Below are 24,006 nucleotides of genomic sequence, written 5' to 3' on the forward strand. Positions count from 1 at the left end.
GCGGGCATCGTGAAAAATCTATGGCAAAGAAAGCCTTATGTTCTCATAACTGACGATTAAATCGCACCTTCCTTAGTCGCAAAACCCTGCATGGACGTGAAGCTGCTTGCCATGCTTGACATTGACATGTCGCAATTGACGGCAGACGCTCTGCAGCAGCTGAAAAGCGGTACCAGCTGTGTCCTGATGAGTAGCCTGGCTCCCGGTCTTGATGCTCACTATGACGTTTCCACCCAGCAGCTTAATGTACAGGCTCCACAAATCTACCTGAAACGTAATGCTCGTGGCTATGTCAGTCCGGAGCTTTGGGATAATGGCATTACAGCTGCCACGCTGCAGTATGACTACAATGCGTGGCACTCAGAGATGTCGAATTCGTCTTCGCTGTCAACTCAGTACCTGGGGCTGCGTGGCGGCATCAACTGTGATGTCTGGCGTCTTCGATACCGTGGCTCATTCAACTGGAACAAAGGGCAGTCCTGGAGCTATGACAATGCTACCACTTATCTCGAACGTGCCATTGTACCGCTGCGCAGTAAGTTGGTGCTGGGGGAGTCTTCCACAGACGGACAGGTTTTTGACAGCGTAGGGTTTCAGGGTGTCATGCTGAGTTCCGACGATCGGATGTATGAAGATTCCCGGCGTGGCTATGCGCCGGTTATCAGCGGCACTGTTAACACTAACGCCCTGGTACGCGTCACCCAGCGTGGGGTTCGACTGTATGAAGCCACTATGCCTCCGGGGCCGTTTGTTATTGACGATATCTATCCTACCGGCACTGGCGGCGATCTGCTGGTAACTATCAAGGAAGCTGACGGTAGCGAGCGTAGCTTTACGGTAACCTATACCTCTATTGCGGAGCTGCTGCGTCCGGGCACTACCCGCTATACTCTGATGGGTGGGTGGTACCGTAACAGCACCGTGAGCGAAAAACCGCAGATTATGCTGGGTACGCTGCGCCACGGTTTTACCAACCTGCTCACGGGTTATACTGGTGTGCTGGGGGGGGGAGCATTATCAGTCGGTGTCGGGTGGGGTGGCGCTGAACACGCCGGTGGGCGCAATTTCTTCGGATATTACCCACGCCCGCACAATCCTGCGTGACGATATTAAGCGTGAAGGGCAGAGCATTCGCTTTGCATTCGCCAAAATTCTCCCGGTGGTAAACACCAACATGACGCTGGCGAGCTATCGTTATTCTAGTTCCGGCTATTACACCATTGATGACGCTATGTTGGTGCGTTCCGGGCAGGGGCAAAACTATAACGGGGACTACGCCCGCGTTAACCGCAAAAATCGGCTTCAGCTTAGCGCCAGCCAGAATATTTCCGACACGTTCGGTAGCATCAATATCAGCGCCAGTACTCAGAATTACTGGAACCGTAATGGTCGGGATACGGAATATCAGGTGGGGTACACCAATTTCTTTAAGAACTTTAACCTCAATATTAACGCCAGCCGTTCCCGGGACTTAGTCAATGGCAAATGGGATGACAAAATCTCTATTGGCGTTTCGCTGCCGCTCGGTAACAGCGCCCAGTCAACGTATTTGACCTCAACTTACGTGCAGGAACGGGATCATAACGGTATTCAGAATTCTGTAACAGGTTCGGCCGGCAGCAACCGCCAGTATAACTACAGCGCGTTTACCAGCGTTGATCGCTATAGCGACAGTGGTACCAAAACTACTGGTGGCGTAAGTGGCACGTGGACTTCACCGTGGAGCACGGTAGGCGGCAGCTTCTCAGCAGGCAACAGCTATCAGCAATACGGTATGACCCTCTCTGGCGGCGCGATAGCCTACGGCAATGGGGTCGTCCTGACGCCGCTCATGGGTGACACCATGGCGGTCGTTGAAGCCGAGCATGCCAGCGGTGCGAGAATAACGAATAATACCAGCCTTCGCCTCGATAGAAATGGTAAGGCGGCAGTGCCATATTTGACGCCGTATCGGCAGAATACCATCGCACTGGATCCGAAAGGGCTTTCCAATGACGTAGCGCTGGACGTCTCCAGCCAGAACAGTGTGCCGACTGCTGGTGCGGTGGTGTTGATAAAATACAAAACCGACATTGGTCACTCGGTGTTATTCAATATTAGCCACACTGGGGAAGAATTGCCGTTCGGGGCATCGCTGATGGATGAAAACAACGAGATCGTGGGTTACATCGCCCAGGGCGGGCAAACTTTTGCCCGCGTGAAGAATGAGCGCGGAACTTTACGCGTGAAATGGGGCAATGCGGAGCTGCAACAGTGCCATTTTAGTTATCAGATACCGTCTATATCCACCGACAATGCGACATTGCGTCAGCTCGACGTTGTGTGCCAGTAAAAGGAACCAGACAGGATGAATAAAATCTTCTCGATGGCGGTGTTATTGCTACTCTCTGCCGTTGGTTTTTGTGGCAAAGCCCATGCCGATGGGACCTGGGTAAATTGTAGTCGTACCAGTGGGTATTATCAGTACTTTGACTCGGCCACAATACAGGTGGGGAAAGATGCAGCCGCGGGCGATATTATTGGTTCCTGGGTTACATCATCAAACCCGACGGCCTGGACCTGTTCACATGTTAACCAATACCAGAGCTATACGATTCCAATGGCGGTACAGGCCTACCCGCCCTATGCCGTATGGGGGACGGCAACCGTCGATGGACAAAGTTACAACGTGTATAACACTGTCGTAAAAACCGGGCTTGGCTATATTGCTCGCTGGCGCTACACCGTTAATGGCCAGACCAGCGACTGGTATCGGTTGACCGTTATGAACGGCGTGTACCAGACGCCATCCGAGTTGTTTAATGTCAGCTACGACAGCAGTGTTCCCAGCTGGAATATTGGTGTGGATGTTCAGGTTCGCTTCGTAAAAACGTCCGGTTCATTGACGGCAGGCACTAACCTGGCATTTGACCCCATGTATATGAGAACCTACCAGGTCTATGACAACAATGTTTCTACTGGTACCGGTACTTATATGATCGCCCAGTATCAGGCTGGCAACCTGAACATTGTTACCACTGGTGGTACCTGCACCACCTCTGATGTAGCGGTTTCGCTGCCAGATGTCGGTCGTAATTTGTTTACCGGCGTTGGCTCTGTCGCCGGACGTACCGATTTTGCACTGAATTTTACCCAGTGTCCGGGGGGCTGGCGAGCATCGGTTATTTGTTCACCCCCACTACCAACATTGTAGACAACAGCAACGGCGTGTTCGCCCTTGATGATAGTTCCAGCGCCAGCGGTGTTGGGTTGCAGTTGTTAACAGGGGATAGCATTCCGATAAACTTTAATACTGCTTATCTGCTAAGCGATTACGATTCTTCGCGCGACAACGCAAACTATAGGGTACCGCTGCGGGCAGGGATCTACCAAACTGATAGTAATGTAGTGTCGGGTAACGTCAGTGGCTCTGTTACTTTTACCTTAATCTACAAATAACCTGCGGAGGGGCCTGATTGATGTCGACGATGTCATCCTGCGTCAGATTTAAGTTCGCGTTCTGTTTGCTAAGTGTGCTGTGGTTTTGTGGTACCGCGCAGGCGGCGACTTATCTGAACCAGACCCGGTTGATTGTTCATGAGAAAGAGCGTGAGGTGACGTTTTCGCTCATTAATCAGGGGAAAACTCCCGCACTGATGCAGCTTTGGACCGATCGGGATAATTTACTGGATCGCCCCGAACAGATAAAAATGCCGTTTTTGATCTTGCCTCCGGTCTTTCGCCTGGAGGCCGGGAAATCACGAGTGGTTCGCCTTCAATTGATTAATAAAGGAGAAGGGCTGGCTAAAGATAAAGAGTCGGTGTTCTGGCTTAATGCACTCGAAGTGCCGCCCAGGTCTGCGGTTGCGGCCAATAGCAACCTGTTGCAGATGGCTTTTCGCACACGCATCAAACTCTTCTTTCGCCCGGCGGCCATAGCCAGCGCAACCTTGCAGGATGGGGTTAAGGGGATGCAGACATCACGCGTGCGCTGTGCGACGGGAAATTGTCTGCGATTGATAAGCCATTCGCCGCTGCATATCACCTTACTCAATATAACGTTCGATAATGGCAAGGTTGTGCATAACCTCCCCAATAATGGAATGATCGCTCCTTTTTCGCTTATGGATGTTCCCTTGCCGGATGTAGGGGCTACGCAGTTCAAATCTGTTGCCTGGGTTGATGATTATGGCGTAGAGAATAGTTTTACCAAATAAAACGGTTGGTCTCTAAAAAGGTACTTAATCAGAAAGGAAAGTGTTGAGGCTCTGTTTTGCGATTCCAGCTATTCACAATATAGCATTGCGTAATGAGTCGTAGCTCACTGGCAGCGTTCGCCACTGGCACCGGTTATCGCACAGCGCATCGGGATTGCTGATAGTAGTTCCGTCATAGCGACTCGAAAAAGCGTCGGCTCAGGTAAAACCCCTCTCCCGGACGGGAGAGGGGAGGGAAGACAAGGCAATTAGCTGGCTTTCACCGCTTTTGCCGTTTTTTGCTTGAACATATAACCGACACCGAGGATCACCAGCCATACCGGGATCAGGTAGACCGAGATAGCCATCCCTTCAGTCATCAGCATAATTACCAGCACCGCCGCCATAAATACCAGGCAGACCCAGTTACCCAGCGGGTAAAGCAGTGCCGGGAAGCGGGTGGTCACGCCTTGTTGCTGTTTGGCGCGACGGAATTTCATGTGCGCCAGGCTTATCATCGCCCAGTTGATGACCAGTGCGGAAACCACCAGGGCCATCAGCAGGCCAAATGCAGATTCCGGCGCCATATAGTTGATCAATACGCACAGAGCGGTAACCAGCGCAGAGACCAGAATGGTGTTCACCGGCACGCCACGCTTATCGACGCTCAGCAGCGCCTTCGGCGCATTACCCTGTTGGGCCAGGCCGAACAACATACGGCTGTTACAGTAAACACAGCTGTTGTACACCGAGAGCGCTGCGGTCAGTACGACGATGTTCAGCGCGTTTGCAACGAAGGTATCGCCGAGTTCATGGAAAATCAGGACGAACGGGCTGGTATCTGCGGTGACGCGAGTCCATGGCATCAGCGAGAGCAGTACGGCCAGGGAACCCACATAGAAGATCAGGATGCGGTAGATAACCTGGTTGGTCGCTTTGGGAATGCTTTCCTGCGGGTTATCGGCTTCTGCTGCGGTGATCCCCACCAGTTCCAGGCCGCCGAAGGAGAACATGATGATAGCCATCATCATCACCAGCCCCGACATGCCATTCGGCAGGAAGCCACCTTGTTCCCACAGGTTGCGTACCGTGGCCTGTGGACCAGCGCTGCCGCTGAACAGCAGCCAGCCGCCGAACAGGATCATGGCAACAACGGCTACCACCTTGATGATGGCGAACCAGAACTCCATCTCGCCGAACACTTTTACGTTGGTCAGGTTAATGGCGTTGATGGCAATAAAGAATACGGCTGCGGACACCCAGGTTGGAATTTCAGGCCACCAGAACTGGATATATTTGCCGACCGCGGTTAATTCGGCCATTGCCACTAAAACATACAGTACCCAGTAGTTCCAGCCGGAGGCGAAGCCGGCAAAACCGCCCCAGTATTTATAGGCAAAGTGGCTGAAAGATCCTGCTACAGGTTCTTCAACAACCATCTCGCCCAACTGGCGCATAATGAGAAAAGCAATAAAGCCTGCAATGGCATAGCCCAGAATAATACCAGGACCTGCTGATTTGATGACTGATGCGCTGCCCAGAAACAGACCAGTCCCGATAGCGCCGCCCAGCGCGATAAGCTGTATATGGCGGTTCTTAAGGCCGCGCTTGAGCTGATCGCTGTGCTGTTGACCTTCCATCATGAAACCTCGTGTGTGGTTATTATGTATACGCTGATGTTTGCGTGTAATTAATAAGTTCCATTTTTTGTATTTTATTATTTACGAATAACTGACGTGAATTTTCACCCATCCCTTTCGTACGGCTCAGAATAGTGGTAAGCGCCAGGCTTTGCACCTGCTTTATGAACGGCAAATGACGAGTTGAATAAAAAGAAAGCAGTTGTAAGTTGTCCGCTCAGCATGAACTTTATATTCAAGTGATTTTTTATTCATGAATTTGATATAAGAATGCAAATTTATTCATGCTGAACCGGTTCAGATGCCAATGTTATCGTTTCAATAAAGTTAAAATGGTCGTTTTATGGGTAAAAGAGTCATTTGTGCAAGGTTACATGTTTGAAACGTTATTTCTGTAACGTTGTTAAAATCTGCATGGTTTCCTGATTTCAATCAAAACCTGTATGGACAGAAGGTGAATACTTTGTTACTTTAGCGTCACGAATATGAAATTGGTAAGACCAATTTACTCCGGGCGAATGGTAGAGATAGGGAATAATGGCCTACAGCAAAATCCGCCAGCCAAAACTATCCGATGTGATTGAGCAGCAACTGGAGTTTTTGATTCTTGAGGGGACATTACGCCCCGGTGAAAAACTGCCTCCAGAGCGCGAACTGGCCAAACAGTTCGACGTTTCTCGTCCTTCTCTGCGTGAGGCAATTCAACGCCTCGAAGCAAAAGGGCTCCTGCTACGTCGCCAGGGTGGCGGTACATTTGTTCAAAGTAGCCTCTGGCAGAGCTTTAGCGATCCGCTCGTTGAGTTGCTCTCCGACCATCCCGAATCCCAATTTGATCTGCTTGAGACCCGTCATGCGCTGGAAGGCATTGCTGCATATTATGCCGCGTTGCGCAGCACGGATGAAGATAAAGTCAGGATTGGCGAACTGCATCAGGCGATTGAACTGGCGCAGCAGTCAGGCGATCTCGATGCCGAATCCAGTGCGGTCGTGCAGTATCAAATCGCTGTAACCGAAGCGGCGCATAATGTGGTGTTGTTACACCTGCTTCGCTGCATGGAACCGATGTTGGCACAGAATGTTCGTGAAAACTTTGAGTTGCTCTACGCGCGCCGCGAAATGCTGCCGATCGTGAGCAAGCATCGCAGCAGTATTTTTGCTGCGATCATGGCTGGCGAGCCGGAAGAAGCGCGTGAAGCGTCGCATCGCCACCTGGCCTTTATTGAAGAAATACTTCTGGACAGAAGTCGTGAGCAGAGCCGCCGTGAACGCTCGCTGCGTCGACTGGAACAGAGAAAGAATTAGCATTTTCTGGCGTAATTTATGCCGGAAGAGTTGTAACGAGAGCGCCAACAATTGAGAGCGCGACAACTAAACGCAGAACCTGTCTTATTGCACTTTAGTTTTTCGAGATAGTTCGGGGTGTATCGCGACGGCAAGCGCGCGAATCCCATGGAGCATAGTGAACTATGTGACCAGGGTGAGAAAGCGAAGCCAACAAAGAGACAACCTGAAATATGAAGAAAGGAGAGTGCAATGGGACAGGTTCCAGCTAAATCAACGTATTAGATAGATAAGGAATACCCCCCATGTCAGAACGTTTCCAAAATGACGTGGATCCGATTGAAACTCGCGACTGGCTACAGGCGATCGAATCGGTAATCCGTGAAGAAGGTGTTGAGCGTGCTCAGTATCTGATTGACCAGATGCTTTCTGAAGCTCGCAAAGGCGGCGTGAAAGTTGCCGCTGGTACCGGAGCTAACAACTACGTCAACACTATTGCCGTTGAAGATGAACCGGAATACCCGGGTAATCTGGAGCTGGAACGCCGTATTCGTTCGGCTATTCGCTGGAACGCCATCATGACGGTTCTGCGTGCTTCCAAAAAAGACCTCGAGCTGGGCGGCCACATGGCGTCCTTCCAGTCTTCCGCAACCGTTTATGAAGTCTGCTTTAACCACTTCTTCCGTGCTCGCACCGAGAAAGACGGCGGCGACCTGGTTTACTTCCAGGGCCACATCTCCCCGGGCGTCTACGCACGTGCTTTCCTGGAAGGTCGTCTGACTGAAGAGCAGATGAACAACTTCCGTCAGGAAGTTCATGGCAAAGGCCTGTCTTCCTACCCGCACCCGAAACTGATGCCAGAATTCTGGCAGTTCCCGACCGTATCCATGGGTCTGGGCCCGATCGGTGCTATCTACCAGGCTAAATTCCTGAAATATCTGGAACACCGTGGCCTGAAAGACACTTCCCAGCAGACCGTTTACGCCTTCCTGGGCGACGGTGAAATGGATGAGCCGGAATCCAAAGGCGCGATCACTATCGCGACCCGTGAGAAACTGGACAACCTGTGCTTCATTATCAACTGTAACCTGCAACGTCTGGATGGTCCGGTAACCGGTAACGGCAAGATCATCAACGAACTGGAAGGCATCTTCAGCGGTGCTGGCTGGAACGTGATCAAAGTGATGTGGGGCGGTCGTTGGGATGAGCTGCTGCGTAAAGATACCAGCGGTAAACTGATTCAGCTGATGAACGAAACCGTTGACGGCGACTATCAGACCTTCAAATCCAAAGACGGCAAATACGTCCGCGAGCACTTCTTCGGTAAATACCCGGAGACGGCTGCACTGGTTGCCGACTGGACTGACGAGCAGATCTGGGCCCTGAACCGTGGTGGTCACGATCCGAAGAAAGTCTACGCTGCACTGAAAAAAGCGCAGGACACCAAAGGCAAAGCAACTGTAATCCTGGCTCATACCATCAAAGGTTATGGCATGGGTGACACCGCCGAAGGTAAAAACATCGCTCACCAGGTTAAGAAAATGAACATGGACGGCGTGCGTTATATCCGCGACCGCTTCAATGTACCGGTAACCGATGAGCAGGTTGAAAAACTGTCCTACATCACCTTCCCGGAAGGTTCTGAAGAGCACACCTACCTGCATGCTCAGCGTCAGAAGCTGAACGGCTACCTGCCTTCTCGTCAGCCGAACTTCACCGAGAAACTGGAACTGCCAGCGCTGGAAGACTTCAAACAGCTGCTGGAAGAGCAGAACAAAGAAATCTCCACCACTATCGCTTTCGTTCGTGCCCTGAACGTGATGCTGAAGAACCCGTCTATCAAAGACCGTCTGGTTCCAATCATCGCCGACGAAGCGCGTACTTTCGGTATGGAAGGTCTGTTCCGTCAGATTGGTATTTACAGCCCGAACGGCCAGCAGTACACCCCGCAGGACCGTGAGCAGGTTGCATACTACAAAGAAGACGAGAAAGGTCAGATCCTGCAGGAAGGTATCAACGAGCTGGGCGCAGGCGCATCCTGGCTGGCTGCTGCAACCTCTTACAGCACCAACAACCTGCCGATGATTCCGTTCTACATCTACTACTCCATGTTCGGTTTCCAGCGTATCGGTGACCTGTGCTGGCAGGCTGGCGACCAACAGGCTCGCGGCTTCCTGGTAGGTGGTACTTCTGGTCGTACGACTCTGAACGGTGAAGGTCTGCAGCACGAAGATGGTCACAGCCACATTCAGTCTCTGACTATCCCGAACTGTATCTCTTACGATCCGTCCTACGCGTACGAAGTGGCAGTCATCATGCATGACGGCCTGACCCGTATGTACGGTGAAGCGCAAGAGAACATTTACTACTACATCACCACCCTGAACGAAAACTACCACATGCCTGCGATGCCGGAAGGCGCCGAGGAAGGTATCCGTAAAGGTATCTACAAACTGGAAACTGTTGCAGGTTCCAAAGGTAAAGTTCAGCTCTTAGGCTCCGGTTCTATCCTGCGTCACGTACGTGAAGCGGCACAGATCCTGGCTAACGACTACGGCATCGGTTCTGACGTATTCAGCGTAACCTCCTTCACCGAACTGGCGCGTGATGGCCAGGATTGTGAGCGCTGGAACATGCTGCACCCGCTGGAAACTCCGCGCGTTCCGTACATCGCCCAGGTGATGAGCGACGCTCCGGCCGTAGCATCTACTGACTATATGAAACTGTTCGCTGAGCAGGTTCGTACTTATGTACCGGCTGATGACTACCGCGTACTGGGTACTGACGGCTTCGGTCGTTCTGACAGCCGTGAAAACCTGCGTCACCACTTCGAAGTTGATGCTTCTTATGTGGTTGTTGCAGCTCTGGGCGAACTGGCTAAACGTGGCGAAATCGACAAGAAAGTGGTGGCGGAAGCAATCACCAAATTCAACATCGATGCAGATAAAGTTAACCCGCGTCTGGCATAAGAGGTAAAAGAATAATGGCTATCGAAATCAATGTGCCGGACATCGGGGCTGATGAAGTTGAAATCACCGAGATCCTGGTCAAAGTTGGCGACAAAGTAGAAGCTGAACAGTCGCTGATTACCGTAGAAGGCGACAAAGCCTCTATGGAAGTCCCGTCTCCACAGGCTGGCGTTGTTAAAGAGATCAAAGTCTCTGTTGGCGACAAAACCGAGACTGGCAAACTGATTATGATTTTCGATTCCGCCGACGGTGCAGCAGCTGCTGCACCTGCTAAGGCAGAAGAGAAGAAAGAAGCTGCACCGGCAGCTGCGCCAGCCGCTGCGGCTGCAAAAGATGTCAACGTACCGGACATCGGTGGCGACGAAGTAGAAGTCACTGAAATCATGGTTAAAGTTGGCGACACCGTTGCTGCTGAACAGTCTCTGATCACCGTAGAAGGCGACAAAGCCTCTATGGAAGTTCCGGCTCCGTTCGCGGGTGTCGTGAAAGAGATTAAAATCAGCACCGGTGACAAAGTGTCAACCGGCTCCCTGATCATGGTCTTCGAAGTGGCGGGTGCTGCACCTGCTGCCGCGCCTGCTCAGGCTGCTGCACCGGCACCGACCGCTGCACCTGCTGCGGCTGCGGGTCCGAAAGACGTTAACGTACCGGATATCGGCGGTGACGAAGTTGAAGTGACCGAAGTGATGGTGAAAGTAGGCGATAAAGTTGCCGCTGAACAGTCACTGATCACCGTAGAAGGCGACAAGGCTTCCATGGAAGTTCCGGCGCCGTTCGCGGGTACCGTTAAAGAGATCAAAATCAGCACCGGCGACAAAGTGTCCACCGGCTCCCTGATTATGGTCTTTGAAGTAGAAGGCGCAGCACCTGCTGCGGCTGCTGCTGCCGCTCCGGCACCGGCTGCTGCACCTGCTCAGGCTGCTAAACCTGCTGCCGCCCCGGCGAAAGCGGAAGGCAAATCTGACTTCGCTGAAAACGACGCTTACGTCCATGCAACGCCGCTGATTCGCCGCCTGGCTCGCGAATTCGGTGTCAACCTGGCGAAAGTGAAAGGTACGGGTCGTAAAGGCCGTATCCTGCGCGAAGACGTTCAGGTTTACGTGAAAGACGCTATCAAGCGTGCTGAAGCTGCACCTGCTGCAGGCGCTGCGACCGGTGGTTCTCTGCCGGGTCTGCTGCCGTGGCCGAAAATCGACTTCAGCAAGTTTGGTGAAATCGAAGAAGTGGAACTGGGCCGTATCCAGAAAATCTCTGGTGCTAACCTGAGCCGTAACTGGGTGGTTATCCCGCACGTTACCCACTTTGACAAAACCGATATCACCGATCTGGAAGCGTTCCGTAAACAGCAGAACGCCGAAGCTGAGAAGCGCAAACTGGACGTGAAATTCACCCCGGTTGTCTTCATCATGAAAGCGGTAGCCGCTGCTCTTGAGCAGATGCCTCGCTTCAACAGCTCGCTGTCTGAAGATGCGCAGCGTCTGACGCTGAAAAAATACATCAACATCGGTGTTGCGGTTGATACCCCGAACGGCCTGGTTGTTCCGGTCTTCAAAGACGTGAACAAGAAGAGCATCACTGAGCTGTCTCGTGAGCTGACCGTGATCTCCAAAAAAGCGCGTGATGGCAAGCTGACTGCTGGCGAAATGCAGGGCGGTTGCTTCACCATCTCCAGCATCGGCGGCCTGGGTACTACCCACTTCGCACCGATTGTTAACGCGCCGGAAGTGGCAATCCTCGGTGTGTCTAAGTCTGCGATGGAGCCGGTCTGGAATGGTAAAGAGTTCGTTCCGCGTCTGATGATGCCGATCTCTCTGTCCTTCGACCACCGCGTGATTGACGGTGCTGATGGTGCTCGCTTTATCACCATCATCAACAACACCCTGAGCGATATTCGCCGCCTGGTGATGTAATCGAAAAGCCGGCCAGTCGGCCGGCTTTTTACCTCTTAACCTCACGTTGTCTGTGAGGTTATTAGCGAAACGAGAATTCGTGAGCCGTTTGTTGTTTCAAAATTGTTAACATTTTTGTAAACTGCGGGCGGATAGAACGACCCGGTGGATAAAGGGCGACAAGTACCTGACTGCCGGAAATCAATAAGAGGTCATGATGAGTACTGAAATCAAAACTCAGGTCGTGGTACTTGGGGCTGGCCCGGCAGGTTACTCTGCGGCCTTCCGTTGCGCTGATTTAGGTCTGGAAACCGTCATTGTAGAACGTTACAGCACCCTGGGCGGTGTTTGTCTGAACGTCGGCTGTATCCCTTCTAAAGCGCTGCTGCACGTAGCGAAAGTTATCGAAGAAGCCAAAGCACTGGCTGAACACGGTATTGTTTTCGGCGAGCCGAAAACCGATATCGACAAAATCCGTACCTGGAAAGAGAAAGTTATCACTCAGCTGACCGGCGGCCTGGCAGGCATGGCTAAAGGTCGTAAAGTGAAAGTGGTTAACGGTCTGGGTAAATTTACCGGTGCCAACACCCTGGAAGTTGAAGGCGAAAACGGCAAAACCGTGATCAACTTCGACAACGCAATCATCGCGGCGGGTTCCCGTCCGATCGAACTGCCGTTTATCCCGCATGAAGACCCGCGCGTGTGGGACTCCACCGACGCACTGGAGCTGAAAACCGTTCCTGAGCGCCTGCTGGTTATGGGTGGCGGTATCATCGGTCTGGAAATGGGTACCGTTTACCATGCGCTGGGTTCACAGATTGACGTGGTTGAAATGTTCGACCAGGTTATCCCGGCTGCAGACAAAGACATCGTTAAAGTCTTCACCAAACGCATCAGCAAGAAATTCAACCTGATGCTGGAAACCAAAGTGACTGCCGTTGAAGCGAAAGAAGACGGTATCTATGTTTCCATGGAAGGCAAAAAAGCCCCTGCTGAAGCACAGCGTTACGATGCCGTGCTGGTTGCTATCGGTCGTGTGCCGAACGGTAAAAACCTCGATGCAGGTCAGGCTGGCGTAGAAGTTGATGAGCGTGGCTTCATCCGCGTTGACAAACAGCTGCGTACCAATGTGCCGCACATCTTTGCTATCGGCGATATCGTCGGTCAGCCGATGCTGGCGCACAAAGGTGTTCACGAAGGTCACGTTGCCGCTGAAGTTATCGCCGGTAAGAAACACTACTTCGACCCGAAAGTGATCCCGTCAATTGCCTACACCGAGCCAGAAGTTGCCTGGGTAGGTCTGACCGAGAAAGAAGCGAAAGAAAAAGGCATCAGCTACGAAACCGCCACCTTCCCGTGGGCTGCTTCCGGCCGTGCTATCGCTTCTGATTGTGCAGACGGTATGACCAAACTGATCTTCGACAAAGAAACGCACCGTGTTATCGGCGGCGCCATTGTCGGCACCAACGGCGGCGAGCTGCTGGGTGAAATCGGTCTGGCGATCGAAATGGGTTGCGACGCAGAAGACATCGCGCTGACCATCCATGCGCACCCGACTCTGCACGAGTCCGTGGGCCTGGCTGCAGAAGTGTTCGAAGGTAGCATCACCGACCTGCCGAACCCGAAAGCGAAGAAAAAATAAGTTCGCTTGATGATAACGCCTCTTCGGAGGCGTTTTTTTTGCGCTTAAATCCGTGATCGTGCTCTAACTTTTCCTCTCGCAGTATAAAATTTAGCCGATTGTTGCCGATGTAACTGTACTGAGTTTTTATCGACGAAAGAGGGAGTTTTATCGTCATGGTTACAGGTATCAGATCGCCCCTGTCGACAATGTTATCAAATATGTCGTCAGCCACCCGCGTGGGTACGCCACGGATCACGAGTACCAGTACTGCTGCGTCCGCAGTGACAAATGCCTCCACGAAAGTGACCTTTGGCAGCCAGACCCAGGCCATCGCGGCCATTTACAGCATCACACCGAAGAAAGTCAGCGCGACGGGTTCCGGCCAGGCTAACCCGCAGATTCTTGCGCTGATGCAGTCATTGCCTGACGGCAGCCCGCTGTCTTCATTCAGTGGCCTCGGAACTGCGCTACTCGATAACTTAAAAGAGAACCGCGGCGATTTCTCGCAGGCCGTGACGGCGAGCGATTCCTCACTCAGCAATGCCTCAACCAGTAAATCAGCGATATCGCTGGATATCACCACCCGCTCAGGCTCGACACTGCATCTGACCCTGTCGCAGCAGAAAGGGGGGATTGCGGTTTCCGTTAATACGCAGGGTGAGCAACTCACGGATGAAGAGGCCGCGGCGGTGGCCTCGCTGGGCGAGGCTTTTGGGGATGCGCTCAATGGGTTGAGTAAACAACCCCCGGAGCTTGATATTTCCGGCCTGACCAAATTCGACAGTGGCGTACTGAAATCCGTTGATCTGAAAACCGATATCCGCAGCGGCGATAACTCATTGCAGTCGCTCAATTTCCATACCGACAGTGATGAAAGCTGGGTGGCGTATCAGGATGCCGATTTTTCATTGAAAATGACCAGCGATCGTTCCCTGAGTAATGATCCGGGCGATGTGGTGGCGCAGCAGATTGCGCTGGCGGCATATGATAAGCAGTTTGATAAAGCGCGCATTGACGGGCAGGGCGACAGAGACCAGATGGAGATGCTGAAGTCGGTCTTCCATGCCCTGAATACTCCGCAAAGCGGCGGCATTTCGGTCACGGGAAATAACAGCGAGGTTCGTGCAGGCAGCGGCAGCAAGCCGCAAACGCATGGGGTAAATGACTTTTCGCTCTCGCTGACGCAAACCGAGGAGTCGATTAATCCGTTGCGCCTGGATGAGAAGAAAAGCTTCTCTTACCAGGCCTCGCAAACCACCGAGGAGACGCGCAATTATGATGGTTCCCGCAGCGTGACGCAGACCGCGCGTAATCACCTCAGAGCCTCCTGGTATCAGCCGCTGGATCAGTCTTTACCGCTGTCGCTGAACAGCGATAAGACCTCGCAAAACTACATCTATCACACGTTGAATAATGATGAAGTTAATACCACCACCATGAATTACACCAGCAAGGGCCAACTGGCGAATGTCAGAAATCAGACCGAAGTGAATAACCTCGAGACGATGAAGAAATACGTTATGGGCGAGCTGGAAAATGAGATAAACACGCCGGAAAAATACAGTCGCGAGAATATTCAGACGCTGCTGGAAGCTTTGTAGGTTGATGATAAATGGTCCTTCGGGGCCATTTACCACGGTTTCTAACGTGTAATCTGTTCCCGCAAAAGCCTCTTTCTTCTGCATTATTCTGCCCTTAACGATTCAGCCAATTTTTAATGTTGCTTTTTTGTAAACAGATTAACACCCCCTGCAAATCCTGATATGCTGCCAACGCGGTATCGCGGATTTACCCTACAAACTGCTGTCTCACAGGAGCGTGAAGAGAATCGCCTGCCGCATTATGACAATGAGAGCGAGGAGAACTGTCGTGCTAGTAGAATACCGTAAGCACGTAGCCGAACGTGCCGCTGAGGGGATTGCGCCAAAACCATTAGATGCAACCCAAATGGCTGCGCTCGTTGAGCTGCTGAAGAACCCGCCTGCTGGCGAAGAAGATTTTCTGTTAGACCTCTTAACCAACCGTGTCCCGCCGGGCGTTGATGAAGCCGCCTATGTTAAAGCGGGTTTTCTTGCCGCCATCACCAAAGGTGAAGCGACTTCCCCACTGGTCAATGCTGAGAAAGCCGTTGAACTGCTCGGCACCATGCAGGGTGGTTACAACATCCATCCTCTGATCGACGCGCTGGACGACGCCAGACTGGCACCCATTGCGACCAAAGCACTTTCTCATACGCTGCTGATGTTTGATAACTTCTACGATGTGGAAGAAAAAGCCAAAGCGGGTAATAGCTATGCACAGCAGGTGCTGCAATCCTGGGCCGATGCCGAATGGTTCCTGAGCCGTCCTGCGCTTGCTGAAAAAATGACGGTCACCGTCTTCAAAGTCACCGGCGAAACCAACACCGACGATCTTTCTCCTGCGCCGGATGCCTGGTCCCGCCCGGATATCCCACTGCACGCCCTTGCGATGCTGAAAAATGCCCGTGAAGGCATTGAGCCCGATCAGCCGGGTGCCGTTGGTCCGATTAAACAAATCGAAGACCTGGCGAAAAAAGGCTTCCCGCTGGCCTATGTAGGTGACGTTGTGGGGACCGGTTCTTCGCGTAAATCCGCCACCAACTCAGTGCTGTGGTTTATGGGCGACGACATCCCGTTTGTACCGAACAAGCGCGGCGGCGGTCTTTGCCTCGGCGGCAAAATCGCACCTATCTTCTTCAACACCATGGAAGATGCGGGCGCACTGCCAATCGAAGTGGATGTAAACGACCTGAACATGGGCGACGTGATTGACGTTTATCCGTTCAAAGGCGAAGTGCGTAACCACGAAACCAACGCGCTGCTGGCAAGCTTCGAGCTGAAAACCGATGTGCTGATCGACGAAGTTCGCGCCGGTGGCCGTATTCCGCTGATTATCGGCCGTGGGCTGACCACCAAAGCGCGTGAATCGCTGGGCTTGCCGCATAGCGATGTCTTCCGCCAGGCGAAAGATGTGGCGGAAAGCAGCCGTGGTTACTCTCTGGCGCAGAAAATGGTTGGCCGTGCCTGCGGCGTGAAAGGTATCCGTCCGGGTGCCTATTGCGAACCGAAAATGGCGTCTGTCGGCTCCCAGGATACCACCGGGCCAATGACCCGTGATGAACTGAAAGATCTGGCCTGCCTCGGTTTCTCTGCCGATCTGGTGATGCAGTCCTTCTGTCACACTGCGGCCTACCCGAAACCGGTTGACGTGACTACGCACCATACGCTGCCCGACTTTATCATGAACCGTGGCGGTGTCTCTCTGCGTCCGGGTGATGGCGTAATCCACTCATGGCTGAACCGTATGCTGCTGCCCGATACAGTAGGGACAGGCGGTGACTCCCATACCCGTTTCCCGATTGGCATCTCTTTCCCGGCGGGTTCTGGCCTGGTGGCCTTTGCTGCCGCAACGGGCGTGATGCCGCTGGATATGCCGGAATCGGTGCTGGTGCGCTTTAAAGGTACAATGCAGCCGGGTATCACACTGCGCGATCTGGTGCATGCCATTCCGTTGTATGCCATCAAGCAAGGTTTGCTGACGGTTGAGAAGAAAGGCAAGAAAAACATCTTCTCGGGCCGCATTCTGGAAATCGAAGGTCTGCCGGATCTGAAAGTTGAGCAAGCCTTTGAGCTGACCGATGCTTCCGCTGAGCGCTCTGCTGCCGGTTGTACCATCAATCTGAACAAAGAGCCGATCATCGAGTACCTGAACTCCAACATCGTCCTGTTGAAATGGATGATTGCGGAAGGTTATGGCGATCGCCGTACCCTTGAGCGTCGTGTTCAGGGTATGGAAAAATGGCTGGCAGATCCTCAGTTGCTGCAGGCCGATGCTGACGCGGAATACGCGGCGGTGATCGACATCGATCTGGCTGAAATTAAAGAGCCGATTCTGTGTGCGCCAAACGATCCTGACGATGCCCGTCTGCTGTCTGACGTGCAGGGCGCGCAGATTGATGAAGTGTTTATCGGTTCCTGCATGACCAACATCGGCCACTTCCGTGCGGCCGGTAAACTGCTGGATGCCCATAAAGGCCAGTTGCCGACCCGCCTGTGGGTTGCGCCGCCAACACGTATGGATGCCGCCCAGCTGACCGAAGAAGGCTATTACAGCGTTTTTGGTAAGAGCGGTGCGCGTATTGAAATTCCGGGCTGCTCCCTGTGTATGGGCAACCAGGCGCGCGTGGCGGACGGTTCAACGGTGGTCTCGACTTCGACGCGTAACTTCCCGAACCGTTTAGGTACTGGCGCAAACGTCTATCTGGCTTCTGCGGAACTGGCGGCGGTCGCTTCTCTGCTCGGTAAACTGCCGACGCCGGAAGAGTATCAGACCTATATCGCCCAGGTAGATAAGACGGCGGTGGATACCTACCGCTATCTGAACTTCGACCAGTTGAATCAGTACACCAACAAAGCCGACGGCGTCATTTTCCAGACGGCGGTATAAATGACATCCTCTCCTTGTGGGAGAGGATGTCAGACTGCGCTAATATTAAAATCCCACGCTTTCGAGTGTGGGGTTTTTATTAACTTAGTGGGCAAGTTTTATTCTGTAAAGAGGCTGTAGTTACATCAGTTTTCCCTGATGTAATGTTATTGCGCATTTTTTTGCTGCTGAATCATTTGGATTATTTTTAAGATAATTATCAAGGGTATTAAGTGCTTGTTGATTATCCTCGGTAATAACATAAACGCTGGCCAATACTAGCGGTGCTGAGTGGTTACCTGCTTTTACTGATTTTTTTAAATGTTCGATGCTTTTTTCACGTTGGCATGAGTTTAAGAGGAATAAACCATAAAAGAAATTAGCATGGTCGTCATCAGGTTTTATTTCCAACATCTGTTTGTAGAGTTTCTCTGCCGTTTTTTTTGCGTCAGATAGCCCCATGTTATAGCCCATATGATTAACTAATGCGGCTCGCCCAAGCATTTGAAAATCCGGCGCGGGCGAAGAGTCTATATAAATATTGAGCAATGCTATCAAGCCCTGAACGCCATGGAAGGCTCTGCTTTTATCCTGGGGAGAGTCGAAGTTTGGTAATAGCGGGGTAAAGCTATGCCTGTAAATGTCTAAAAAAATCTGATCAAGGTAACCAGGATCCATTTGATATTTTTTACCTGACTTCGTCTCGGTTGTCAGAGGGATTTTGTTTAAATCATAATGACCGTAAGGTGCTGCGTATGCAGATGTGGATATAATTATTATAAATGTAAGTGCGAGTATTCCTTTAATAAATGAATGCATATCATCATTCTCCCTGTAAAATGAATAAACATAAAGCGTATAATTATTTACCAGTGGAATATAAATTAAAATAACAAAATATGTCCTTATCTGGACAATAGTGACCAGGGTTTCATATGTCAGAAATCCATGAACAAGGCTTCCTGAATGCATCAATGGAGACCATTCGCCATACTATTGACTCAGTATCGGCCAACGGGTGGCGCCGTTCTGGCGCGATATGACCGCCGTACATCTTGAAGTCACGAAGCAGTAGATTTCGCCGGGGCCAGCGGCGACCGTTGATGGCGGCATTATGCCCGGTGGCTGATTTTTATCCCGATATCGCCAAAGCGGAGCGCTTTCCCGCTTTTTTATTGCATCCTTGCCGCCGCGACGCTTTTTTTCTTCCATTGTGCTGCGATAATTAGAGCATGGGCTGACGCTAAGCCTGCATGAGGAAGAGACTATGGATTACGAATTTCTGCGTGATATTACCGGTGGGGTAAAAGTCCGCATGTCGATGGGCCACGAGGTGGTAGGGCACTGGTTTAACGAAGAGGTGAAAGAGAACCTCGCCTTACTCGATGAAGTGGAACAGGCGGCGAAAACAGTGAAAGGCAGTGAGCGCTCCTGGCAGCGAACCGGACACGAATATACCCTGTGGCTGGACGGTGAAGAGGTAATGGTGCGCGCCAATCAGCTTGAATTTTCCGGTGACGAAATGGAAGAGGGCATGAATTACTACGATGAAGAAAGCTTTTCGCTATGTGGCATAGAGGATTTTCTGCAAGTCGTGGCAGCCTACCGGACGTTCCTGGGCCAGCGTTAATACCTCTTCGGATGATAAGGCCGCTTTCGCTCTTGTACAGCGCCGGCGCTTATTGCCGCCCGTCATGCGTGTAATGAAAAACGTCAGATGTTTTTCGCATTTCCTTTTGTCGCGTAATTAGGCTTTCATGGTCCTGCGGACACTTCACGGAGACGACCATGAAAGCGTTTATTTCTCGTTATTTTTTTGCACATACCCCGGGCGAACAGCACGATGATGCGGAACATAATAGTCGCCGCGTCATGGAGTCGCTGCTGGCAGTAGCGAGCCTCTACGGCGTAGATATGGCGAATGTGGACGTGGAGTGGTTCCATGACCAGACAACACGCTGAGCATCGCCTGACGCGCGAAATGTACTGGAATGAGCGATGCGCTCTGGCGGATCCGCTGGCACATCCCGGTGTCAGCAAGCGTTACACGGCGGGAATATTGCGGCCGTAGTAAATTTCACGCATCTCTTTCCACAATGCTTTCGTTATCTGTTCGCGCTCGGACGGACTTAAGTCTTCCGGACGGGTGTGGAACATATAGTGTTTGAGATCGAACTCTTTGAGTAACATCTTGGTATGGAAGATGTTTTCCTGATAGACATTCACATCCACCATGTCATACAGCGCCTTAATGTCATCAGACATAAAGTTCTGCACTGAATTAATTTCATGATCGATAAAATGCTTCATACCGTTAACGTCGCGGGTGAATCCGCGTACGCGGTAATCGACGGTCACGATGTCCGACTCAAGCTGATGGATAAGGTAGTTCAGCGCTTTTAACGGCGAAATAACCCCACAGGTTGAGACTTCGATATCGGCGCGAAACGTACATAAACCGCCTTCCGGATGACTCTCAGGATAGGTGTGCACGCAGATATGGCTCTTGTCGAGGTGGGCGACAACCGCTTCTGGCAATGGGCCAGGATGCTCAGTTTTGTCGATAAGCTGAGGGTCAATCGGCTCTTCGCTGACCAGAATCGTGACGCTTGCGCCCTGGGGCTCGTAGTCCTGACGGGCGATATTCAGAATGTTGGCGCCAATGATATTGCAGGTCTCAGACAAAATCTCAGTCAGGCGATTGGCATTATAAAGCTCGTCGATATAGGCGATATAACCATCGCGCTCTTCTGCTGTTTTGGCGTAGCAGATATCGTAAATACAAAAGCTCAGACTTTTAGTCAGGTTGTTAAAACCATACAACTTCAGTTTTTTCAATTTCAGCTGTTCCCCCGGGAAGACGGCGACGCAAGAGCATCCTGCAGGTACTGCGGTAACGCAAATGCAGCGGTGTGAATGGCCGGGTTGTAATAGCGGCAGGTTAAGCCTGCGCTATGGAAGCGCGCCTGAATTATCCCGGTAGAGAGATGACGCAGCGTCTCGTTATCGGTGGCCCAGGCGAAGGTCATAATGCCACCGTAATAGGTGGGGATCGCTGCCTGATAAAAGCTGACATCGGCAAAGTAGTGACCGAGCTTACGGTGGCTGTCCAGGGCTTCATCCTGTTGCAGGAAGCAGACGCCGTTCTGGGCGACAAAAATACCCCCCGAATTAAGGCAGCGTTTGCAGCCTTCATAGAACGCGGAAGTGAACAGACTTTCTCCCGGACCGACCGGATCGGTACAGTCAGAAATGATCACATCGAAGGTTTGCGTGGTCTGGCTGACAAAATTGACGCCGTCATCGATCACTAACTGGAAACGCGGATCATCATAAGCACCGGCATTATGCTTCGGTAAATACTGGCGACAGAAGGAGACCACGCCTGCATCGATTTCCACCATGGTGATGGTCTCGATATTTTTATGCCGGGAGACTTCGCGCAGCATGGCACCATCGCCACCGCCAATGATCAGCACATGCTTCGCGCGGCCATGAGCCAGCAGCGGGACATGGGTCATCATTTCATGATAGATAAATTCGTCGCGCTCGGTCGTCTGCACCACGCCATCAAGCGCCATGACACGGCCAAAAGCGGCATTTTCGAAAATGATGAGGTCCTGGTGGGCGGTTTTTTCGTGGTACAGCACCTGGTCTACAGCAAAGTACTGACCAAACTGGTCGTGCAGCGTTTCATGCCACAGCGTCTTCCCGGTCATAGGTTGCTCCTTTGTTAACGCCTGCTTAAATAAGGCGCAACATAATAGCCAACTCTGACCGCAGATGCACGGGCAGCGGTTTACCCCGTCGGAGGTTACTTCACGTAGGCGAGCAGGCTAAGAGAGTCGCGGGCCAGCGCTTTGCATTTTTTCGCAGTCGGGATAGCAATACCGCTCAGATCACGATAGCTCTCTTCACCCAGGGACTTCATGTCCCAGCTGTCGTAATTTGTGAGATCCCACTGGTTTTGTTGCGCGAAGAAGACCAGCGCCCGGCGGATTTGACCATTTGGCAGGTTGTTGTAACCGCAGTCGTTTTTCAGAAAGACAAAGACCGCCGTAAGATCGGCCATATCTTCCGCTTCTGATTCATTGAGGGCATAGCTATTAGCGGAGACAGCCAACAGGCTGGCAAGCACAACTGTTCTGAAAAACGTCTTCATTATTTCTACCACGGCATAACGGAAATTAAACGTTAGCATACTGAAGGCGAGGCGACGATATTTATTATTGTCCGGATTAAGCCTGATGACTTGACCTTCCGGCAAGGGGAGGGTTTATGCTCAAAACATCGCCTGCAAAAGAATAAGGAAATAAAGATGCAACGTCGTGAGTTTCTAAAATATACCGCCGCAATAGGAGCATTCAGTGCTCTGCCTCTCTGGAGCCGTGCGTTGCTGGCTGCCAAAAGACCGGCTCTGCCCGTTCCTGCGTTACTGACCCCTGATGCGCAAAACCAGATTGCGCTCACCGTTCAGGCCGGTACATCGACGTTTGCCGGAAAGCAGGCGACCACTTGGGGATACAACGGCAATCTGCTTGGTCCGGCCCTTAAGTTGCGGCAAGGCAAAGCAGTGACGGTTTCCATTCGCAATACCCTTGCAGAGGAGACCACGCTTCACTGGCATGGGCTCGAAATCCCCGGCGAGGTTGACGGCGGGCCGCAGGGCGTGATTAAGCCGGGTGCAAGTCGCACGGTCAATTTTACCCCCAGCCAGCCTGCGGCCACCTGCTGGTTTCATCCGCATCAACATGGCAAAACCGGTCGACAAGTGGCGATGGGGCTGGCGGGCCTGGTGCTGATTGAAGATGATAACAGCCGCAAGCTTCTCCTTCCGCAACAGTGGGGCATTGACGACGTGCCCGTCATCATTCAGGACAAAGAGTTCGCCGCTGACGGGCAGATCCACTATCAACTGGATGTGATGAGCGCGGCGGTGGGCTGGTTTGGCGATACGCTGCTCACCAATGGGGCGATTTATCCGCAACATGCGGCTCCGCGTGGCTGGCTGCGTCTGCGTTTGCTCAACGGCTGCAATGCGCGCTCGCTCAATGTGGCGACCAGCGACAATCGACCACTGTATGTGGTTGCCAGCGACGGAGGATTACTGACGGAGCCAGTGAAGGTGAGTGAACTGGCGATGTTGCCAGGAGAGCGTTTTGAGGTGCTGGTCGAAAACCGCGACAGCGCCGCCTTTGATCTGCTTACCCGGCCGGTAATGCAGATGGGGATGACGGTTGCGCCTTTTGATCAACCGCAGCCGATTTTGCGTATTCAGCCACTGGCCATCACCGCATCAGCCACTCTTCCCGATAGCCTGGCGGCTCTGCCTGCATTACCTGCGCTGGAAGGGCTAACCCAACGTCATCTGCAACTGTCTATGGATCCGATGCTCGATATGATGGGCATGCAGGCGTTACAGGCAAAGTACGGTGATGCGGCAATGGCGGGTATGAGTATGGCAAACGGGCACATGGGGCATGGTCAGATGAACCATGGCGCGATGGGGCATGGCGGCATGAATCATGGCGCTGGTGGTTTTGATTTTCATAACGCCAACCGGATTAACGGTAAAGCCTTTGATATGCAAACCCCGGCGTTTGCCGCGCAGAAAGCGACTTATGAACGCTGGGTGATTTCGGGAGAGGGCGACATGATGTTGCATCCTTTCCATATACACGGCACCCAGTTCCGCATTTTATCGGAAAATGGTAAGCCGCCTGCCGCCCATCGTTGTGGCTGGAAAGATATGGTCAGCGTCGAGGGGGCGAGAAGTGAGGTTCTGGTGAAGTTCAGTCATGACGCACCACCGGAGTATGCCTATATGGCGCACTGCCATCTGCTCGAGCATGAGGATACCGGCATGATGCTTGGGTTTACGGTTTAAAATGGGGGAGGCCTGATGCCCTCACCCCGACCCTTATGTCTTGACCTTCCCCGCTCAGGCGGGGAAGATCCCCGACTGATCATCGGGGGGGTTGT

At 52.3% G+C, this 24,006-nt stretch carries 19 protein-coding genes; 14 read left to right on the plus strand and 5 right to left on the minus strand.

The features are described from left to right. Positions 1-111 precede the first annotated feature (111 nt). The 5 genes from ACSZO4_RS16235 to ACSZO4_RS16255 are packed head-to-tail and all read left to right on the plus strand — an operon-like array spanning position 112 to position 4,196. Complete coding sequence (locus ACSZO4_RS16235; RefSeq protein ID WP_437890061.1) at positions 112-1,104, plus strand: fimbria/pilus outer membrane usher protein; 993 nt, start codon at positions 112-114, stop codon at positions 1,102-1,104. Further along, positions 1,025-2,332: a fimbria/pilus outer membrane usher protein gene (locus ACSZO4_RS16240; protein WP_437890062.1), complete on the plus strand. Its 1,308-nt coding sequence runs from the start codon at positions 1,025-1,027 to the stop codon at positions 2,330-2,332. Before ACSZO4_RS16235 ends, ACSZO4_RS16240 begins: the two co-directional genes overlap by 80 nt. 15 nt (positions 2,333-2,347) lie before the next feature. Next, positions 2,348-3,193, plus strand: coding sequence for a hypothetical protein (locus tag ACSZO4_RS16245; RefSeq protein ID WP_437890063.1), 846 nt, complete (start codon positions 2,348-2,350; stop codon positions 3,191-3,193). Positions 3,194-3,207: 14 nt separating this feature from the next. Further along, positions 3,208-3,438 (plus strand): fimbrial protein, encoded by a 231-nt coding sequence (locus ACSZO4_RS16250; protein WP_437890064.1) that lies wholly within the window; start codon positions 3,208-3,210, stop codon positions 3,436-3,438. A gap of 20 nt (positions 3,439-3,458) precedes the next feature. Then, a complete protein-coding gene (locus ACSZO4_RS16255; protein WP_437890065.1) occupies positions 3,459-4,196 on the plus strand; it encodes a fimbrial biogenesis chaperone in 738 nt (245 codons plus the stop codon). Between the two features lie 248 nt (positions 4,197-4,444). Here ACSZO4_RS16255 and aroP read toward each other — a convergent pair whose 3' ends face one another. Beyond that, a complete protein-coding gene (aroP, locus tag ACSZO4_RS16260) occupies positions 4,445-5,818 on the minus strand; it encodes an aromatic amino acid transporter AroP (protein ID WP_437890066.1) in 1,374 nt (457 codons plus the stop codon). A gap of 534 nt (positions 5,819-6,352) precedes the next feature. Between aroP and pdhR the strand changes: the two genes are divergently transcribed. From pdhR to acnB, 6 genes are all read left to right on the plus strand, one after another. Continuing rightward, positions 6,353-7,117 carry a pyruvate dehydrogenase complex transcriptional repressor PdhR gene (pdhR, locus tag ACSZO4_RS16265; protein ID WP_437890067.1) on the plus strand — a complete coding sequence of 255 codons (765 nt, stop codon included), beginning with the start codon at positions 6,353-6,355 and terminating at the stop codon, positions 7,115-7,117. A 284-nt stretch (positions 7,118-7,401) separates the two neighbouring features. Next, positions 7,402-10,065, plus strand: coding sequence for a pyruvate dehydrogenase (acetyl-transferring), homodimeric type (gene aceE, locus ACSZO4_RS16270; protein WP_437890068.1), 2,664 nt, complete (start codon positions 7,402-7,404; stop codon positions 10,063-10,065). A 14-nt stretch (positions 10,066-10,079) separates the two neighbouring features. Next, positions 10,080-11,975 (plus strand): pyruvate dehydrogenase complex dihydrolipoyllysine-residue acetyltransferase, encoded by a 1,896-nt coding sequence (gene aceF / locus ACSZO4_RS16275; RefSeq protein ID WP_437890069.1) that lies wholly within the window; start codon positions 10,080-10,082, stop codon positions 11,973-11,975. A 196-nt stretch (positions 11,976-12,171) separates the two neighbouring features. Further along, positions 12,172-13,596 carry a dihydrolipoyl dehydrogenase gene (gene lpdA, locus ACSZO4_RS16280; RefSeq protein ID WP_437890079.1) on the plus strand — a complete coding sequence of 475 codons (1,425 nt, stop codon included), beginning with the start codon at positions 12,172-12,174 and terminating at the stop codon, positions 13,594-13,596. Between the two features lie 200 nt (positions 13,597-13,796). Then, positions 13,797-15,179, plus strand: coding sequence for a hypothetical protein (locus tag ACSZO4_RS16285; protein WP_437890070.1), 1,383 nt, complete (start codon positions 13,797-13,799; stop codon positions 15,177-15,179). Positions 15,180-15,447: 268 nt separating this feature from the next. Beyond that, complete coding sequence (gene acnB / locus ACSZO4_RS16290) at positions 15,448-18,045, plus strand: bifunctional aconitate hydratase 2/2-methylisocitrate dehydratase (RefSeq protein ID WP_437890071.1); 2,598 nt, start codon at positions 15,448-15,450, stop codon at positions 18,043-18,045. A gap of 120 nt (positions 18,046-18,165) precedes the next feature. Here acnB and ACSZO4_RS16295 read toward each other — a convergent pair whose 3' ends face one another. Further along, positions 18,166-18,843 (minus strand): tetratricopeptide repeat protein, encoded by a 678-nt coding sequence (locus ACSZO4_RS16295; protein ID WP_437890072.1) that lies wholly within the window; start codon positions 18,841-18,843, stop codon positions 18,166-18,168. A 448-nt stretch (positions 18,844-19,291) separates the two neighbouring features. Here ACSZO4_RS16295 and yacL point away from each other — a divergent pair, with 448 nt between their 5' ends. Together yacL and ACSZO4_RS16305 are read left to right on the plus strand one after the other, a co-directional pair. Beyond that, positions 19,292-19,654 (plus strand): protein YacL, encoded by a 363-nt coding sequence (yacL, locus tag ACSZO4_RS16300; RefSeq protein WP_437890073.1) that lies wholly within the window; start codon positions 19,292-19,294, stop codon positions 19,652-19,654. A gap of 158 nt (positions 19,655-19,812) precedes the next feature. Then, positions 19,813-19,986 carry a hypothetical protein gene (locus ACSZO4_RS16305; protein WP_437890074.1) on the plus strand — a complete coding sequence of 58 codons (174 nt, stop codon included), beginning with the start codon at positions 19,813-19,815 and terminating at the stop codon, positions 19,984-19,986. A gap of 81 nt (positions 19,987-20,067) precedes the next feature. Here ACSZO4_RS16305 and speD read toward each other — a convergent pair whose 3' ends face one another. The 3 genes from speD to ACSZO4_RS16320 all read right to left on the minus strand — a co-directional run bounded on the left by speD (position 20,068) and on the right by ACSZO4_RS16320 (position 22,186). Beyond that, positions 20,068-20,862 (minus strand): adenosylmethionine decarboxylase, encoded by a 795-nt coding sequence (speD, locus tag ACSZO4_RS16310; RefSeq protein WP_437890075.1) that lies wholly within the window; start codon positions 20,860-20,862, stop codon positions 20,068-20,070. Positions 20,863-20,864: 2 nt separating this feature from the next. Next, the gene (gene speE / locus ACSZO4_RS16315; protein ID WP_437890076.1) at positions 20,865-21,743 is read right to left on the minus strand and encodes a polyamine aminopropyltransferase; all 879 of its coding nucleotides are present in this window, start codon (positions 21,741-21,743) and stop codon (positions 20,865-20,867) included. 95 nt (positions 21,744-21,838) lie between these two features. Beyond that, positions 21,839-22,186: a YacC family pilotin-like protein gene (locus ACSZO4_RS16320; RefSeq protein WP_437890077.1), complete on the minus strand. Its 348-nt coding sequence runs from the start codon at positions 22,184-22,186 to the stop codon at positions 21,839-21,841. Between the two features lie 156 nt (positions 22,187-22,342). On the opposite strand from ACSZO4_RS16320, the gene cueO reads away from it, so the two are divergent. Continuing rightward, on the plus strand, positions 22,343-23,911 hold the full coding sequence (cueO, locus tag ACSZO4_RS16325) for a multicopper oxidase CueO (protein ID WP_437890078.1): 1,569 nt from the start codon (positions 22,343-22,345) through the stop codon (positions 23,909-23,911). Positions 23,912-24,006: the final 95 nt, after the last annotated feature.

The organism is Phytobacter sp. V91 (assembly GCF_965644225.1).
In the GTDB taxonomy this organism is placed as follows: domain Bacteria; phylum Pseudomonadota; class Gammaproteobacteria; order Enterobacterales; family Enterobacteriaceae; genus CBFFRJ01.